Here is a 16845-nt window from a genome sequence, read left to right as displayed (position 1 = left end):
CCCGCTTAAATTTCTATTTTCAAATCACTGATTAATCATGTATTCCCTAGGTATACTAGCAGTACTTACTTCAAATGTAATGTAACTTATATAAATACTCACTTCTTTGTCTTTTTTTCCTTCTATGTACCCTTTAAACCACACAGTACTGCTTACAAAAGATGGCATAATATCATACTCCAAAAATACCACATCAACATTATAATTTTCTTTAAAATGATTCACCCCCACCTGCTCCGCCTTTACTCGAATTTCCTCTTCCCGCCTCAGTTCTTCTTTACTTTTACATCCTCCTACTAGCACAATCAATATGGAAAAAAATACAATCAATAATATCCTCGGACTCTTCACATTATCACCTCTATAATTTCCAAGAAAGTTGCTCCTGAGCTTCTAATCAGACGGCAATTCCGATGCGTTACTTGAAGCTTCATCTTCTACCCTCTGACTATTCATATATTCCTTTGGAATACCCGCACTGCTCACCTCGTATGTAATATAGCTTATAAAAATGTCGATTTCTTTATCTTTTTCACCTTTTATATGACCTTCAAAGTAGATAGTACTACTTATATAAGAAGGCATAATATCATACCCTGTAAATACCACATCAACATTATATTTTTCTTTAAAATGATTCACCCCCACCTGCTCCGCCTTTACTCGAATTTCCTCTTCCCGCTTCAGTTCTTCTTTACTTTTACAACCCCCTACTAGAAGAATTAATATAGAAAGACATACTATCAGAAATATCCTCATACCCTTCATTTTCTCATCCCTTCATTTATTTGGAATTTATAATATAATACTATTATACTATCAATTGATAATTAAGTATAAAGGAGGAGGAGCTTTGGCTTATATTAGTGATGAAGTATATAAAGAAATATCAGAAGCCTCATATAAAAAAAATAAAACTGTTCAACGTGATACCAAACTTCATGGCTGGGAAGTCGTTGAACCAGAAGGAGCCGTTCTTCATGGCTCTCGAGGATTTGATGCGACTGTATTCTACAATGAGAAGAACAATCAAGTTGTCATTGGCTTCCGCGGAACAGAGCCCCAATGGGGCGGCTTGGATCAGACTTTAAACCGACTTGGCGACTTTGACACAGACTTGAATGATATTGTTCGGGGAAGGTTCAAAGAACTAAAGAAGCAGCATGAGCCTAGTCTTAAAAATTTTTTATTATATTCTTTAGAGGCAGATATGAATTATAGAGCCAATCAGTTCTATCAAGCACAAGAATTGTATGATGCTGTAAAAAAGCATTATCCTACCGCGGAAATTACCTCTACCGGTCATTCATTAGGAGGAGCACTTACACAGTATGTCGCAGTAAATAATGATATACAGGGAGTTACCTTCAGCGCTCCCAGTGTCACTAATTTGCTAACTGACGAACAACTTGAGAAGCTCAATAACGGTGAATATGATAAACAAGTCATAAATTACGTCCACCCTAGCGACTCCGTCGGTGCCGGAGCATTAGGGGAGTATAAACGCCATGTCGGCTCTACATACTATGTCAATTCAGATTTTCAATCTGCTAACGAAGCATATTATTCTATAAAATATCCAACAGTCATTGGAGGAAAAGTGTGGTATATACCCGGTCAGTGGGGACCTGGGCATTTTATGAGGGTAGCTTTTTCATTTATGGGTAGTGACGATCGGCTATCTTTTCATTCCCTAGAGAACTTCACTTTTGATTCCGATGGAAATATCAATAATACTCTAATAGATAGACTGACAGGTGAACCGATTCAAGGATCTCCGCGCTGGAATAACTATATCGGCGCTATAGTCGCTTGGGAGAAATTAAGAAATGGCACTCTCGATATGTTTCAAGCCTATTCCAACAAATTTTTCTCTAGCATGGCACTTTTAGCTGGATCAACCATTGAACTACAGCCCGAAGCTCTTAAAGAGGCCAGCAGCAAAATCAAACTTAATGTCCAGGAATTTCAACGAGAGCTTCCTGGAACTTTGAGAACAATTCAAAGCCTTCTCGGATCTAGCCGCAGTCGTTCTCTAGAGCCCATTGTACATAACACCATTTCCGAATTGAACCAGTTCATCCGCTGGTATGCCACTACCGCAGACCGTATCGCTCAGTTCATTAATAAGAAAGCGGATGACTTCATTCAAGCGGATCGAGGCTAGCCCTTTTTAAGAACACAGGAGGCTATACATATGTCAGGAAGAATCCTTATAGAGCTTGATGAATTATTGCAAGCAGAACGAAAGCTAAATCAAGTGATGCAAAAGCTCCGACAAGATGAATGCTATTTGAGGAACGTCTATGGTCAGCTATACGGCTGGAAGGGAATGGCTGGCGACGAGATGCGTAAACAGATGAGCTCCTTCTTTAGTGATTTATCTACCTGGAATTCTCGGTTTGAGGCCCGAAGAGATGAGCTAATCCGTTATATTGAACGAATGAGGTATTTAGACGAATCCATGAAATGAAAATAAATATAAAGGATAGATATTATTTTAAACCTATCCTTTATATTTTCCCTACCTTTATTCTACTCTTTCTCAATCCCTGTAGAATTGAAATATTCCTCTGGTAAGCCTCTTAATTTCCCATGAATTTCTTCTCCTAAGATCTAAACTCGATTTTCTAATCGGACAGCAATTCGGCCATATTACTTGAAATTCTACTTTTAAATTTCTGATTATTCATGTATTTTTTCGGTATGCCTGCATTATTTACATCATAAGTAACATAATCAATAATGATATTCAACTTCTCATCTAACTTTCCTTCTATGTACCCATCAAACCATATAGTAGTATTTATATAAGAAGGCCTGATGCTATACTCTGTAAAAACAACATTTACATTGTATTTTTCCTTAAAATAAGTCAGGGCTACCTGCTCCGCCTTGGCACGAATTTCTTCTTCTCTTTTCAACTCTTCCTTGCCCTTACAGCCTCCTACTAAAAGAACCAATATAGAAAGAAATATGAACAGCAGCATTCTTTGTCCCTTCATACGATCACCACTTCTCATCTATTAACTTCCCATGAATTTCTTCTCCTAAGATCTAAACTCATTGTCTAACCGGACGGCAATCCAGCTATTCAGTATTCTCCGGTACACTCGCAACGCTTACTTCATATGTAGTATAGTCTATAAGAATATAGATTTTCTCATCCTCCATCCCCTCAATATGCCCCTGAAAACTTATTGTAGTATTTATATAAGCAGGTCTAAGGTTATTTCCGTAAAAACGACATCAACATTATAATTTTCCTTAAAATGCTTTAACGCTACCTGCTCAGCCCTTGCCCGGATTTCCTCTTCCTTCTTCAGTTCTTCCTTGCTCTTACAGCCTCCTACCAGCACAACCAATATAGAAAGAAAAATTAACAGCAGCATTCGTTGCTTCTTCATATTCTCACCTTTTCGTATATTTGGTATTTTATAACACAATGATACCATTATTTTGGGTGGTGATCCTGAGCTGTAATTATAAAGCAACAATAGATCCCATCCTGTAGATAAGATCTATTGTTTTTCGTTCATTTTCTATTTTTAGCTCATTAATAACTAGGGCCAACTCTCCCTATTCTCATTAATGCGGAACGGTAGAGTGGAAATCATCCCTTGAAGACTTGTTCGCATGATAGAACACCACATCACCTTGCTGCAATTGAAACGGGTAACCATACGAATCACGAACAATCTCCTGATACCCTTCTAATTCCCACTGACTTCCAGTGGGCTGCATAGCGGGAGCATGGATGTACTGCAGATGCGGATAATCTATGTCTCCATCCTGAATTGTCTCAATATTAAAATTCACGATAATGTATCCATTTTTCAGAAAAATAGGGGATTTATCGTTTAATCCGCCATTTCGCCTGCCCCATTCGGCGATGTTCACGTCTTTTTGCACGACATAAGGCGCTGCAGGCAGACTATATTCACCATACCATTTCTGAACGGATACATTCGTTCGTACACGATCAACCGAAGCCGGGATGGACTGTCCTAAATAGGTGGTTTTCGGCCCAATAAATGTCCGTAATTGCTCTGGCAGGACAAGCAGGCGGAACCAGCCTACAGGTGTTTTCTGCTGAGTATATTTATGAATGTACTTATCGATATACTGCGACTTACTAGCAGCGTCCAGCCCAGCTCCCCAGTAATGATCATACTTGTAACTCGCCGTATCGGTGAGTTCTGTAGCAGATACATTCCGCAGCCTGTGGTTTAGTATAACGTATCGCTCTACTTTATCGTCGGCGGATCCAACCTTGATAAAATTTTTCGTATTCGTATGATAGTAGAGATCTACAGGAACTCTCGTTCTACCGTCATTTGTAACAAAATAGAACGTAGGCGTTATTCTCACACCGTCCAACTGATCCATCATATTGCCTTTGGTTTTAAAATCGAACTTAAAATGATAACCTGTCTTGATCGACACATTCTTATAAAACGGATGACTGCCAAGACGGATCGGCAGCGTATACCGCTGCGTATTTCCTCTGGGATTTCCATCAATGTCGTTCAGTTCAACCCAGTAGGCCGCCCCCGTGGGAGTTACGCTTCCTTTGGCTTCCCGAAAAACACTCTCCCAGTTGTAATCCGCGATATCTGTAATCCGAAAATCATAGACTCGGCCTATTGCGTCCACCGGTACCGTGTCATACGCAATATGGTGCGTCAAATCCAGGTTTGCGTTCGTTTGATGACTTGCATCGTAAGGAGCATTATGTGCGATCGTCCGGAACTCTACGTCGTAGAATCCTTCGTCAACCCATACAGGCAGGAAGAAGGTAAAGGATTCCTGGGATTTCTCGACTTCAATCCACGTATTCTTCGGATAGAAGCGGGTTTGCGTTCCGTCATAGACATCAAAAGGGAAACGCACCTGTTTGCTGCCAATGTATTTCAAATAATTGCGATAGCCGTATCCGAGATAATTCGTATGCTGTCCACTATTGGGCATTTCAATCGTAAACGGCCGGTCAAGAATGATTGCAGACCTTCTGGCAGCTGGCCTCGTTTTTTGATTATGCTCCCTGTCGTCGGAGACATCCGGATAAATAACTACTGGCGTATGAACCGTTACGTCATTAATGCCGTATATCGGGTAGCTTAGTTCTGCATATCCGTTGACCTGAACGTAATATATCGCTCCGCTGCTAGGCTGATACGCTTTATTTGTTTTGGTCATCGGAATTACATGACCCGGGCTATATAGCACATTGTCCCCGATCATGGGGGCCATGGGGATAGGATACGGAATAGGGCCGCTTTCCTCCGTTTCCATTCCATCCATCAGGGTCTGACCATTGAACGTAAATGTATCATTGCTCACTCTGACACTAACCGCGTTGCGGGCCGCCTCCTCTGGATCACCGTCAAAGCTCACCTGAATATCCTCAGGTATCGGCGAAGGCTCATAGGCATGGGTCTCGGCTGTAGCATAATAAGGCTCATAATACCCGACAGGCCTAATGCGAATTCCATTTCCGTCAAAAGCATAATTCCACAAATCCGATTCTTCAATTTTGTATACTTCTACCTGCTGGATCGTCCAAAATGAATATTCTTTATCCACGACTACCTGAACGACAGAACCTTCCGGCTCCTCCCCCGCTTCTTCTCCCGGTTCGGGAGGCGGCGGCATAACTGTTACATTCACCGTAAAGGTGCATGTCCCGTTCATTTCCTGATACTCATATAAGTGCAGATACTCTTTGGCCCACACATTACCATACAAGCTTTCCGTTGTCGGTATCCCATCAAGCACATTAAATGCTTCATTCCACCGGGAATCGGCCTTAATCACTGCACTGACATCGGGGTAAAAATCCTCCCCTGCCATCGTCTGCCCCGGCGAAGGCGTGGTACAGTCAAATCCCGGTGGTTTATCTTCGCTACCTTTTAACTTGTAATACATAAACAATGTATATTTTTCATGTGAACCGTTGTAAGTAAAAGAATCCGGATTTCGCTCAATTATATCTCCACCTGGATCGCCATCCATGGTAGTCTTTTTATACCCCACGTATTCATATCGATCATTTGTTGGTGGGATAAACTCATAATGAGTTCCTACAGTCATTTCTTCATTTAACCGCGGTGTAAACACGTCGAGTGGCTGACCGTTAACTGTAAAGTATTTGACGTTGAGTTGTGTTGCCAATTCGATTTTAAAAAGAATAGGAAGGTAAATGCGATAAGCTTCTACGTTAGGTGCGCAAGTAGGACATTGCTGATTCTTGATGTTTTCGGGTCTACTTGCATCCAACAGCATATTTAATGTTATTGGTATAGTCGTCGTATCCGTTCCGATCCCCTGCTTGGAAAAAGGTTTAATATCTGAATCAGAGGTACCCGTGCTTATGCTGGATATATATTCATCATATCTGTCTGATCTCGAATTCTCAAAATACACCCTCGGATCTCCTGATGTGTAAATACGAGCTTCAACATCTTTAATTTTCCGGTTGGGAAACTGGAATCTATACGTGAAAGACGCCTCCCCACGCATTCCTTTGTTCGGCTGTCTTCCGCCATCTGTCCAGTTCCCCGCGCTATCCTTCCACATATCGTAGTAAAACATACCGACAAAATAGCGATAATTTCTATCTTTATGGTACTTAAGAGGGGTAATCTCTGTCACTGCACTAGCTTCACTTATCCCGATGGGGATCAATGAAATTACAAGGATACCTACCAAATATAACAATATAAATCGTTTTAATTTCCTGCCCATAATGTTATTTTCCTTGCCAGGAGTTAATCATAAAAGGAATATAGTCATAGTCTCCACCACGAAATCCTATATAACGAATATTGCTTAATTCTAGAGGGTCTTGATCAATGATTCCATGTATTGTTTTATCAGCTGCTGACCAAATTCTATAAAAGTTATATTTTGTACCATCGCCGTTATCGATAGTCCTTTCAGCTTCTTCATTACGATATCGTATGTCCATTTTTTCCGTAAGGTAAAATAAGTTGCCGGCTGTGGAATTCGTCTTAGATCTTACTTTTAGAAAAGTGACCTTGGTTTTAGGATCAGTAAATGGTTCAATACTATAAGTGTCCATTAGAAGCTTGGTGGGTAAATCTGTTTCTTTAAATATCAACACCTTCTCATAAGTTATATCTTTCCGCGGACTTTTCAGAAGGTTTTCTTTATCCTTAAACCACTTTAAATATGGATCAATACTCACTGTTTTCAAGCCAGCTTCCTCTAAGGTTGGAATCTCCTTCTCTCCAATCCATACCCAATTTCCCACCTGATCCCAGCTCACTGATTCACCCAGGTTCTCGCTAACAAACCGTAACGGAACATAGGTGCGTCCCTTTACTGCTTTAGCTGCCGTATCCATCGTTACATTTTGACCATCGACAACAGCTACTTTGCTTCCTAATGTAAGAGCGATCGACTTCTCGCCCTTTAAATAGGTTACGGTTTTTTCGCTGAAGTCTACCTTTGCCCCCAGTGCTTCTCCGATCCCACGAAGCGGCACCTGAACCCGATTGTTCTCCATGACCGGATCGCCACCTTGAAATTTTACCTTTCGTGCATCGACCAAGACGGTAATAACAGAACTACTAGCAGCCTCTACAGTCTCTGCGAATTGAAAAGTGAAAAAGGCTACAGCACCCAGCAAAAAGACAGTCATCAATTTCTTCATCTTATAAGCACCTTTCTTTAATAATTCATGATGTTAGTTTTCTTTCTGAAAACTTTGTCATCCGTATGTAATTTAGGCATTTATCGATTAATTGCCTTTCCATGGATTTACCATGAGAGGGATATAGTCTTGTGTGCCCCCGTAAAAACCAATGTATTCAATATCACTAATCTCTAAAGGCCTCTGATCGACTATATCATACAGTGTTTTATCAGCTGCAGACCAAACACTATAAAAGCTGTATTTTGTTCCGTCGCCGTTATCTATAGACATTTCAGCTACCGGATGACGAAATCGAATATCTGTTTTTTTGGTAAGGTAGAAGAGGTTGCCTCCCCTTGTATTCGTCTTAGAACGTACTTTTAGATACGTAACTTTGTATTTAAGCTCTGTAAATAGTTCTACGCTATAAATATCGCGTGAGTGCTTAAAGGGTAAATCAGTAATGCCAAAGTTCAATACCTTTTCATAAGTTATATCCCCTCCAGGACTTTGCAGAAGATCTTCATCGTTCACAAACCATTTTTTATACGGATCAATACTCACTGTTTTCAAGCCAGCTTCCTCTAAGGTTGGAATCTCCTTCTCTCCAATCCATACCCAATTTCCCACCTGATCCCAGCTCACTGATTCACCCAGGTTCTCGCTAACAAACCGCAACGGAACATAGGTGCGTCCCTTTACTGCTTTGGCTGCCGTATCCATCGTTACATTTTGGCCATCGACCACGGCCACCTTACTTCCTAATGTTAGAACGATCGATTTCTCGCCCTTCAAATAGGTTACGTTTTTTTCGCTGAAGTCTACCTTTGCCCCCAGTGCTTCTCCGATCCCACGAAGCGGCACCTGAACCCGATTGTTCTCCATGACCGGATCGCCACCTTGAAATTTTACCTTTCGTGCATCGACCAAGACGGTAATAACAGAACTACTAGCAGCCTCTACAGTCTCTGCGAATTGAAAAGTAGAAAAGGCTAAAGCACCAACTAACAAGACAGTTATCCATTTTTTCATCTTATAAGCACCTTTCTTTCCTGTTATTAACTTTATTTCTGAGAAACTTTGTCACTGTATGTAATTTAGGCGTCAATCGATTAATTGCCTTTCCATGGGTTAATCATCAGAGGTATGCAATCCTACGCTAATTAACTGTCTATCGCACACATTCCTTCGGAAAATATCCGGCCTCCGCCGCATCCTTCCTGCTGTCAAAGGTTTCTTCTATGCGATAGGAATACCCGCAGCCCTCTTGGTAATAATATTTGAATCCTGTAGCTTCATCGATCCCTCCATATATCACCGTTTTCTTAACCAGCCGTCCTCCTCCGAAGGCATAATTGTTGTAGAACTGATCACCCACAGGAATCCCCTGAACAAAAGCAAGAATGCCGATATCATTGATCGTATTAACCCATTCCTCTTGCGGTATGCTTGGCAGTTTAAAGGTATAGTGAATCCCGTTGCGGATAGCGTGCTCATTATGCTCGTTAATAAAATAAGCCAAATCCTCCTGGATTCGCTTAATGATCGTGCTCCTTCTCATCGCTTCAAAACCCTGAGCATCATTTAACAAGGAAATATACGTTTTGTGCTGCAGTTCATGCTGGAATCCCCTTAGCCATTCTCCAGAAGCAGCTTCATAGGCTCGGACATATCCATCCAGCGTAAAGTTAATAATGTTCCCGGATGCGTCGGAATAAGCATATGGCTTCTTCGGCCGCCATAAGTGCTTGTATACGATCTGCCCCTCAGCATCCCGATATTCAGAAACCGCATAAATATGATAGCCGTCATAGTCCATAACAATAATCGCTGGAATATAGGCGGCTAGCGCCCCTTCCCTGATTCGATCCCCATCTACCTCAAAGTTCAGGTACATCGTTCGGAAGAAGGTCTCTACAGCCAATTCCTTATTTACTTTAAAATATTTCTCAGATTCGTATTCGGCCTCAAATTCCTGCAGCTCATTCGCATTCAGAACGACTCCCGCGTCCTGTACCGCAGTCCTTAAAGCCACGGTATATTGATGGTTCAGAGTCTGAACGGTCTTCAAATGGGCGGTTCGCAAATCCATAACTAAGTAGAAGGGGAGAATGATACAAACGAATAGAATCGCCCAATTAGTAATCTTCATTAATAATCATTCCCCCGTAGGTAACATACACCTTGGTGTTGCTGCCAGTATTCCCATTTGTAAAAAAGTCCTGCAAAATCACAGCCATGGTACGATTTACATTTCGCACCTTCACGCGAAAAAAGTCCCCCGCAACCATGGGATCCGGCCGAGTCGCTGCTGCATCCCCTGTAGAGACGGGATAAATACGCTTCCTGCTATCCAAAGGCTCCGTATTATTTGGGAACAATGCCGCCATGATCTCTTCCGTGTAGTGACCATTAAAATAAATATCAAAGCTGCCTTCAAAGGTAGCCGGATTGGCGGGATCAAAATAAACCGGATTGTACCGCTTATGCAAATGCTCCATTTGAATATCGTATTGATTACCGGTCGCCCCTAGCTTGCGATTCAGCTCCAGATACATACGCGGAGTGATATATCCCTTCGTCCGCACTGCATCGACAAACTCCGTAACCGCATTGTGAACGACCATTTGCGAGAGTTCGTCCTGTCGCTGAGCTTGCTGGTAGAGCGGATACCCGAATAGCAGGGCTACTGCAATAAATATCGCCATTATTTTAGATAATGATCCTTCCACGTACTCACCCTCTATGTAAAAATAATGGTTAACAGAATACCCTGACTATCCCGGATGTAAGCTACATCGTACACCTTGTACGGATCAATTCCAGAAATATTGATCGTCTCCGGATCATTGTACTTGGAGAAATATTGGCCTCCAACCTGGATATTAACCCCCAGCTGAGGAATCTGATATAAGCTCTGTATGACTTCTGCCCCCGTATAGGTCTCATTGCTGTTGAGCTGAAGGCTGGTGTACAGACGACGTTCCTCCTGCTCCATGGATTTTCTGGCCGCTTCGAAAGCGGCCTCCTGAGCATGAATACCGTTAAGAGCGAATATAAAGGCAACGATGAACAGGAATATTTCGGCAGCAACGAATATAGTTTTCTCGAGGTTATCCACCATCTTTTAATCCCTGCCCTCTATACCATCGTACGCAAGCCATGATTCATTCCTGAACAAACTCTATGCCGCGGATCATATTGTTCTTATCTCTCACAATAGTCGCTCTAAATTTACCGCTCGGATTAATATACTCCGGATATCTCTGATTCTCAGGTATAGTTAAGTCAACATTTTTATAATCAGAATTAATGGAGCCCTTGTCATCCCCTTCATAAACAAAAGTATTGCCATAGAACGTCCCAACATTATTGCCAGCAGCTTTCTGCTTCCCAGTCACTACTCGAATCCCAAACTGCTCCAAATTCATATACTGGCGAACCGCATTCAGCACCTGACTGCCGGATAGAGTAGTATTGTTATACGTATTAAACTCCGTGTCAGACAACTGCGTTGTAATCGAGGCCATTTTCGTCTGGCCCTGCTTAGCGGCATCCTGTGAGGATATCGTAATAATAACTACAATCGTAATTAGCATAATCGTCAGGAATATCCCTGCCGCGACTCGTATACCGACGCCTGTATTTTCTTCCATCTTTAAACATCTCCTTTAAATTAAATAGTTTGTATTTGTTTTGATAATTCACCGAGCTGTCCGAAGGACATATAGAGGAACGGAAATACCAGATAGAGTCCTATTAATAATGCTCCCGGTGTCCACCCGATCATTTTCCCCCAGGAAGCCTTTTGGCGGATTAGCCGCTCCAGCCGCTCCTTCTTCTGCTCCGCGTAGTATTCCTGCTCCATTTCTAAATCATCAAAGGCTTCGCGAATCGAAATCTTCTCAATAGCCTGATGCAATCTCTTGATAATTCTGACAAAAGATTCGAAGGGAGCTTCATCCATTAGCGTCTTCAAAGCAGCCTCGGAGCCGCTGTCAAAGGTAAGCAGCGCACGCTGGAGCGCTGGCCTGAAGATGATCCCATATCGTTCCATCCATTCTAGAATCGTCTCCACCGACATTCGCTCAAACTCTGACAATATCGAAATTAAGACATGAAATTGGTCTACTTCGTTCTGCATTTCCATGGCCCGCAGCTTGCGCTGAAATTGAAGTATCCATACAGGCAAATAATAACCCGCCCCGCCAACCGCTATGGCAATGAGCAGCTCCCACCATTTGAAGAATTCATTATTAATGAGAGTCATTTTCCCTTCAACTCGCATAATAGCTGCATTCATTTCAACATCACTGAGCGACTTGTCTGATTTTTGTTCAATCACGGTTTTTATGCTTTCCCTATTGGTTCGTGCCTCCGCCTTCACCTCTCTTATAATTTGATTGTCAAATCTCGTTAATTCCTCAGCTCTGCTCAGCTCGGTCTCATTCATGTAGCCGAGAATCGTGGTCTGCTCTTTAGTCGGACTGTTATATACATGAAATACTGTAGTAATGTGGAGAATAACGGCCAGAATAATTACGCCAACGAATCCTGCAGTACTAACGGCAATTCTATGAATATAGAACCATTCCAAAATAAATGGCGAATTCGCTTCTTTAAGCAGCATGTTCAATCTGTAATGCTTGCGAGTCTGCATCCCCGGAACCAATCGATCCACAAACCACCGGACAATCGGCCAGCTGTACACCTGCTTTTCCCATTGCCTTCTAGGCCCTTTAGGAACGTACTTAGCCTCGTCATTCTCAGACAGCTTGCGAATAAGAACATAACTAAGCGCCGATACGCCGTAAATTACCAATCGAATAATAATCCCCATCTTACTGGTATAGAAATCTTTCGTAATTGGGAAATAGCTCTCTGCCCAGCGCACCAACGGAAAAGATAGCAGAATGGGGGCTATAGCGATCATCGTCAGTCCCCCAAGTCGGTAGCGCAGCCTCTGCCTCCTCAACAGGTCATATCTAATTTCCTGAACGAGCTTGTTGATTGAATTCAAGTACATGGAGCCCTTGTCCACCATACGGTCGCCATATTCCATAATCAAATGCGAGATTCCCGCAAACACCTTTAAATAACGATTAGGCGCAACGGCATAATAGCCTTCGAGCCCTTTATGCGGTTCATGGGATGTCAAAATATCATAAATCTTCTCGACCTGGAGCTTAATATCCTGAGGCGAAGCCTGCGCTGCCTGATAAATCGCCTCATCTACCATACGCACCTCTTGATAGTAATGGCGGTTATCCTCCAAGAAGCGAGAAAACTGTTTGAGCAGCCTGTCCTCTACCCGATTAACAAATATATCTATAAATAATTCATTCATGATGATGGCAATCAATACCCCGAAGAACACAGCTATCCAGCTTCTGCTGACTACTGCCAATATCAGAATCCCCAGGAAGGATGAACCTAGAGTAAGATAGGTAATTCTCATCGTTTCTTTGCGAAGCGTATATTCATCGTATGTATTAATAGCTGTTAACCGCTTGCGTATACGCAAAATTTGTCCGCGAATGACGGGAATCCGCTGAAGAAACATGTAGGATTTTTGATAGAAAATCAATAATTTCGGTGGAGTGGCCCTCCTGGAGTTCTGTCCGGTTGTCCATACGCTGCCGAAGTTCTTCCTTCTCTTTCGCTCTTTAAGAATGGCAAAGACCAGAAATAATCCCGATACTAAGATTGCCGACCCGCAAATGACCAGCACCCAAAACCATTTATTCATGGCGATCCCCCCCAATAGCGGTCTAGGAATGCCTGGAATTGCAGACGATCATCAGAGCTCATATGAAACATCATACTGTCAATTTTCTGTTGGGATATCGGGGCAACGGCAACATATTCACCATCACGATATTCAATAATGTTGCGTGACGTCCACACACGCCCGCTGCTGCGGCGATAAGCCTCTCTGTGCAGCTCAACCAAAGCATCAAGCTTGCTCTCTATGCTGTCTGCAGTAGAAGACAGCGCATCACCTTCCAATACATCCGACTCGTACGTTACAGGAATAATCTCCGTAATGCGTTCGATATATCTTCTTCCGTCGGTTTCCTTGCGCATATGAATATCCCATTTCACGGCATGGACTACCTGCTCCTCGGCAATGCGCTCATTCTGGAACACTCCCGTCTTGAGCAAGGAATTTCGCAGCGACCATACCAATTCACGGACTGTAGTTGCATGATGCGTAAAAATGGTGAATAAGCTTGCCACCTGAGACATCTGAATCATCCAGGCTGCCACCGGATCGGTCGCTACCTCGCCCAGAATATTAACGGCTCCGTCCGTCTTCTTCTGCAAGTCGAGCCCAGCTTGACCAGAGATACTGTCCGTCTCCCGAAAAGCTAGAGAGTTCCGTTCCGGGTATAGTCGTCTTAAATGAAGCTCAAACGTCATTTCCTGTATCCGTAAAGTTAAAGTAGCATATATGTATTTAACAGACGCCATGACTAGCGAAGTTTTCCCCGAGCCCTGCGGACCAGTAAACGCGGTTACCTGCGCTCCCCTCATCAAATGCTTGATCATTTCCCGGGGAAGCTCTGAATGACGTCCTGATCTATCGGAGACAAGACTGTCCAGATTCATATTGGGTAGATCAAATTTCCGGACGAAGAAGGCCCAGCTTTCTGAAAAGGGAGGCCTTACGACGACAACCCGCGAGCCGTCTTTCATTTCATTGACTTTGAACCCATTCGTTTCCGTAAGCTGCCCCGGGTTATCGTATTTATAAATATTCTGACATACCCTCTTCAGCTCAATATCCGAGCCAAAACTGAGAAACGGCAAATGAATCGATTTCCCCCGGAAAAATATCCACACACTCTGATAACCGGGGTGACGGGAATTCTTCATCCCCTGCATAAGCTCTATCTCATCCTCGATGATTTGCATCGCCGTAGGAATGCCTGATACCCCTCCCGATACTCCATCAATGGCCATGTCTCGTATCTCATCAATGACTCCAAATCCTTTGTAAGCCCCATAAATACGTTGAACGATAATACTCAGCTTGTCCGTATATTCCAAGCTATTCCGGGCCTCGCGCTGATAGATGCTCCGAATTTCTTCGCCTGTAATAATGTAGGAATCAACCTTGCCGTCTTCGATAATTTGCTTCGGCCGGTCAAGCTGGTATTTATCAATTAATTGAGTCAAGGCTTGAAAGCCATGCTTCTTCTTATACAAGTGGAGTAAAATTTCAAATTTATCCTGATCCGTCAGTTGATCAGGATCTTCAAACGGAATAATGTAGTTAATATTATGCTCATCCAGCTTATAGCTTCGATCCAACAGGTCGTAAATGTATTGCTTCAAGTATATTTTCTCCTGGATATCGCCGTTTGTTGCATTCTTCATCGCACTTCTCAGTTCTGCAACAATGGCTTGCCGTCGCGCATACTCTTCCCCTGAAAGCCCCATATCCAGCAAGCTGCTGTTTACAAAGTCATTAATGGTCACCTTGACATACTGTAGAATGGAATCCAGCTCGAATCTTCTCCTATCTCCATCCGTGATCTTGATCTGTTCCTGATTCGGCTTCCGATTCAGCACCACGAAGAGGTACACAACCAGTATGATCAATATAATGATGATCACGATAAAATTGAGGGTGTAGGACATCCCCATCTTATAAGGCCCTTCCTTCCATGTACTTTGTCTTCGCATGAACTCCTATTTCTGTAAGAATCAATTCACTTACCTTGCGCACTTCTTGTATGAACTTGTAATTCTTATGATGCTTGGGTACAAACCGATTCTTAACAAAGAAGCCCTTCACATCGCCATCGTTGACATGATCCCGGAAGCCGCTGTTATAGGGGATAGATGCTATTTTCCCTTTGTATTTATACTTATTCGCTATATTCCTAATTTTATATTTAGAATCGTGATCATACTGTCCAATTAATAGAATGTGCGGCACCTTGTCCAATGCTTCCGGCCAAATTCTGCATTTCTCATCAAAATACTTCTCAAGAACATTTATGTTTTGATTGAGACAAACGACGATAAGATCGGAATTTGCCAAGGTATTTAAAATTACGGGACTATTAACACCGCTATGCACATCAAGCAGCAGCGTGTCATAATAATCCTGGGCCTTGTCGAATATTATTTCCAATACATCGTTCGAGCTTTCGAATCGCAGCTTATCCGACTTCTCGGTACCGCTAAGCAAGTCCAATCTATTTCTTTCAATCAGCAGGGAATGGTTCTTAATCGTTTCCCTCTCCAGCTTATTGCTTCGGACAGCTCGCTCCAGCGCATCCATGCCTGACCCTGATACATCGATAAACTGCCTATTATACTGATTAATGGTTTTATAAAATGATCGTTCCAGCGTAGAGTCAGACCATTGCGGCTGTGAGATTAATGTTCTCAGATCATATTCCAGCCCGATCACTGCGGCTATCGCTGCTGTATTGCTTGTGACTCCCAACCCATGCTGCACTCCCCAAAAGGATATCTGTGCCACTTACTTTCTCCTCCTCTCGGTACGCTTCCACAACCTTCCGGCCTCTTTGTCATCGATTTCCAAAATAGCAGACGCCATTTGCTTTAATACCGATTTATATTCTCCAGACAATTTGCTCATCGAAATCTGATTGCTGAACTGATTATGTATTTTTCGGGCACTATCCCGCTCATCAACGTAATACACAAATGTGTCATGCCATTGAATGGGGAGATGATTTAGCAATTCATCCAAGTATTCCTCAGTAAAGGCATCCGTTGCCCGCTGCACGATTCTTGTAATTGGCTTCAGCTCAGATGCTTCGCTCTGTTCAAGTAGGACGTTCAGCATTTGACAATTCCTCTGCAATACCGAATTATCCAAGGACGTTACCAAAAATAGAGGATCATCACTTCTCCACTCCTGAATATTCTTTAAATGATCTATGTCTATCAAGACATAATCATAGCTTGTCTCAGCGATACGCTCTTTGAGCTGAGTCGGACTATGCACGTTCTCCATAACATCAAAGCCATCATATTGGTGAATATCCTCCTCTATATCCAGTTTGGGATACGCATATTCATATCTTTTTGACTCCGTTGCATCTGCAATGAGCACGCTATGTTCCATTGAAATCAGCTTCCCCAGGTAGAACATCATATCCGTCTTGTCATAATGGCCGAGAAATAATATTTGCTTCATT

General features: G+C 42.6%; 17 protein-coding genes. 2 read left to right on the top strand and 15 right to left on the bottom strand.

Annotated elements, in window-relative coordinates; all coding sequences use genetic code 11:
* Window positions 1-24 precede the first annotated feature (24 nt).
* Both CZ379_RS10240 and CZ379_RS10235 read right to left on the bottom strand, forming a co-directional pair.
* A complete protein-coding gene (locus CZ379_RS10240) occupies window positions 25-351 on the bottom strand; it encodes a hypothetical protein (protein ID WP_110931539.1) in 327 nt (108 codons plus the stop codon).
* A 42-nt stretch (window positions 352-393) separates the two neighbouring features.
* Window positions 394-768 (bottom strand): hypothetical protein, encoded by a 375-nt coding sequence (locus CZ379_RS10235; RefSeq protein ID WP_110931538.1) that lies wholly within the window; start codon window positions 766-768, stop codon window positions 394-396.
* 85 nt (window positions 769-853) lie between these two features.
* Here CZ379_RS10235 and CZ379_RS10230 point away from each other — a divergent pair, with 85 nt between their 5' ends.
* Together CZ379_RS10230 and CZ379_RS10225 are read left to right on the top strand one after the other, a co-directional pair.
* Complete coding sequence (locus CZ379_RS10230) at window positions 854-2167, top strand: lipase family protein (RefSeq protein ID WP_199925555.1); 1314 nt, start codon at window positions 854-856, stop codon at window positions 2165-2167.
* 30 nt (window positions 2168-2197) lie between these two features.
* Window positions 2198-2473 carry a hypothetical protein gene (locus tag CZ379_RS10225; protein ID WP_110931536.1) on the top strand — a complete coding sequence of 92 codons (276 nt, stop codon included), beginning with the start codon at window positions 2198-2200 and terminating at the stop codon, window positions 2471-2473.
* A gap of 157 nt (window positions 2474-2630) precedes the next feature.
* On the opposite strand, the gene CZ379_RS10220 is transcribed toward CZ379_RS10225, so the two are convergent.
* The 13 genes from CZ379_RS10220 to CZ379_RS10160 form a co-directional block, all read right to left on the bottom strand.
* The gene (locus CZ379_RS10220; RefSeq protein ID WP_110931535.1) at window positions 2631-3023 is read right to left on the bottom strand and encodes a hypothetical protein; all 393 of its coding nucleotides are present in this window, start codon (window positions 3021-3023) and stop codon (window positions 2631-2633) included.
* 186 nt (window positions 3024-3209) lie between these two features.
* Entirely contained in the window at window positions 3210-3407 is a 198-nt protein-coding gene (locus tag CZ379_RS10215; RefSeq protein WP_110931534.1) for a hypothetical protein, read from the bottom strand.
* Between the two features lie 181 nt (window positions 3408-3588).
* A complete protein-coding gene (locus CZ379_RS10210; protein WP_110931533.1) occupies window positions 3589-6747 on the bottom strand; it encodes a DUF5704 domain-containing protein in 3159 nt (1052 codons plus the stop codon).
* 4 nt (window positions 6748-6751) lie between these two features.
* Window positions 6752-7678 carry a copper amine oxidase N-terminal domain-containing protein gene (locus CZ379_RS10205; protein ID WP_110931532.1) on the bottom strand — a complete coding sequence of 309 codons (927 nt, stop codon included), beginning with the start codon at window positions 7676-7678 and terminating at the stop codon, window positions 6752-6754.
* 87 nt (window positions 7679-7765) lie between these two features.
* Complete coding sequence (locus CZ379_RS10200; protein WP_110931531.1) at window positions 7766-8692, bottom strand: copper amine oxidase N-terminal domain-containing protein; 927 nt, start codon at window positions 8690-8692, stop codon at window positions 7766-7768.
* 139 nt (window positions 8693-8831) lie between these two features.
* Window positions 8832-9812, bottom strand: coding sequence for a hypothetical protein (locus CZ379_RS10195; RefSeq protein ID WP_110931530.1), 981 nt, complete (start codon window positions 9810-9812; stop codon window positions 8832-8834).
* Window positions 9799-10392: a hypothetical protein gene (locus tag CZ379_RS10190; RefSeq protein WP_110931529.1), complete on the bottom strand. Its 594-nt coding sequence runs from the start codon at window positions 10390-10392 to the stop codon at window positions 9799-9801. The genes CZ379_RS10195 and CZ379_RS10190 overlap by 14 nt, the downstream gene beginning before the upstream one ends.
* Before the next feature lie 11 nt (window positions 10393-10403).
* A complete protein-coding gene (locus tag CZ379_RS10185) occupies window positions 10404-10784 on the bottom strand; it encodes a hypothetical protein (RefSeq protein ID WP_110931528.1) in 381 nt (126 codons plus the stop codon).
* A 43-nt stretch (window positions 10785-10827) separates the two neighbouring features.
* Complete coding sequence (locus CZ379_RS10180; protein ID WP_110931527.1) at window positions 10828-11316, bottom strand: ABC transporter permease; 489 nt, start codon at window positions 11314-11316, stop codon at window positions 10828-10830.
* Between the two features lie 20 nt (window positions 11317-11336).
* Window positions 11337-13409 (bottom strand): hypothetical protein, encoded by a 2073-nt coding sequence (locus tag CZ379_RS10175; protein WP_110931526.1) that lies wholly within the window; start codon window positions 13407-13409, stop codon window positions 11337-11339.
* Complete coding sequence (locus CZ379_RS10170) at window positions 13406-15352, bottom strand: P-loop NTPase family protein (RefSeq protein WP_234404879.1); 1947 nt, start codon at window positions 15350-15352, stop codon at window positions 13406-13408. Before CZ379_RS10170 ends, CZ379_RS10175 begins: the two co-directional genes overlap by 4 nt.
* A complete protein-coding gene (locus tag CZ379_RS10165; RefSeq protein ID WP_110931524.1) occupies window positions 15315-16160 on the bottom strand; it encodes a hypothetical protein in 846 nt (281 codons plus the stop codon). The genes CZ379_RS10170 and CZ379_RS10165 overlap by 38 nt, the downstream gene beginning before the upstream one ends.
* Window positions 16161-16844 carry a hypothetical protein gene (locus tag CZ379_RS10160; RefSeq protein WP_110931523.1) on the bottom strand — a complete coding sequence of 228 codons (684 nt, stop codon included), beginning with the start codon at window positions 16842-16844 and terminating at the stop codon, window positions 16161-16163.
* Between the last annotated feature and the right edge of the window lies 1 nt (window position 16845).

Origin of the sequence: Paenibacillus bouchesdurhonensis (genome assembly GCF_900155685.1) — a bacterium.
Lineage (GTDB): Bacteria > Bacillota > Bacilli > Paenibacillales > Paenibacillaceae > Fontibacillus > Fontibacillus bouchesdurhonensis.
Note: the sequence above shows the minus strand (reverse complement) of the source record. Positions and strands in the feature narration are given on the sequence as shown.

Bases quoted from the DNA above. Each gene is read 5' to 3' on its own strand.
- CZ379_RS10185 (WP_110931528.1), bottom strand. From the start codon at position 10,784: ATGGTGGATAACCTCGAGAAAACTATATTCGTTGCTGCCGAAATATTC.
- CZ379_RS10225 (WP_110931536.1), top strand. From the start codon at position 2,198: ATGTCAGGAAGAATCCTTATAGAGCTTGATGAATTATTGCAAGCAGAA.
- CZ379_RS10170 (WP_234404879.1), bottom strand. From the start codon at position 15,352: ATGCGAAGACAAAGTACATGGAAGGAAGGGCCTTATAAGATGGGGATG.
- CZ379_RS10235 (WP_110931538.1), bottom strand. From the start codon at position 768: ATGAAGGGTATGAGGATATTTCTGATAGTATGTCTTTCTATATTAATT.
- CZ379_RS10180 (WP_110931527.1), bottom strand. From the start codon at position 11,316: ATGGAAGAAAATACAGGCGTCGGTATACGAGTCGCGGCAGGGATATTC.
- CZ379_RS10195 (WP_110931530.1), bottom strand. From the start codon at position 9,812: ATGAAGATTACTAATTGGGCGATTCTATTCGTTTGTATCATTCTCCCC.
- CZ379_RS10205 (WP_110931532.1), bottom strand. From the start codon at position 7,678: ATGAAGAAATTGATGACTGTCTTTTTGCTGGGTGCTGTAGCCTTTTTC.
- CZ379_RS10210 (WP_110931533.1), bottom strand. From the start codon at position 6,747: ATGGGCAGGAAATTAAAACGATTTATATTGTTATATTTGGTAGGTATC.
- CZ379_RS10220 (WP_110931535.1), bottom strand. From the start codon at position 3,023: ATGAGAAGTGGTGATCGTATGAAGGGACAAAGAATGCTGCTGTTCATA.
- CZ379_RS10215 (WP_110931534.1), bottom strand. From the start codon at position 3,407: ATGAAGAAGCAACGAATGCTGCTGTTAATTTTTCTTTCTATATTGGTT.
- CZ379_RS10175 (WP_110931526.1), bottom strand. From the start codon at position 13,409: ATGAATAAATGGTTTTGGGTGCTGGTCATTTGCGGGTCGGCAATCTTA.
- CZ379_RS10200 (WP_110931531.1), bottom strand. From the start codon at position 8,692: ATGAAAAAATGGATAACTGTCTTGTTAGTTGGTGCTTTAGCCTTTTCT.
- CZ379_RS10160 (WP_110931523.1), bottom strand. From the start codon at position 16,844: ATGAAGCAAATATTATTTCTCGGCCATTATGACAAGACGGATATGATG.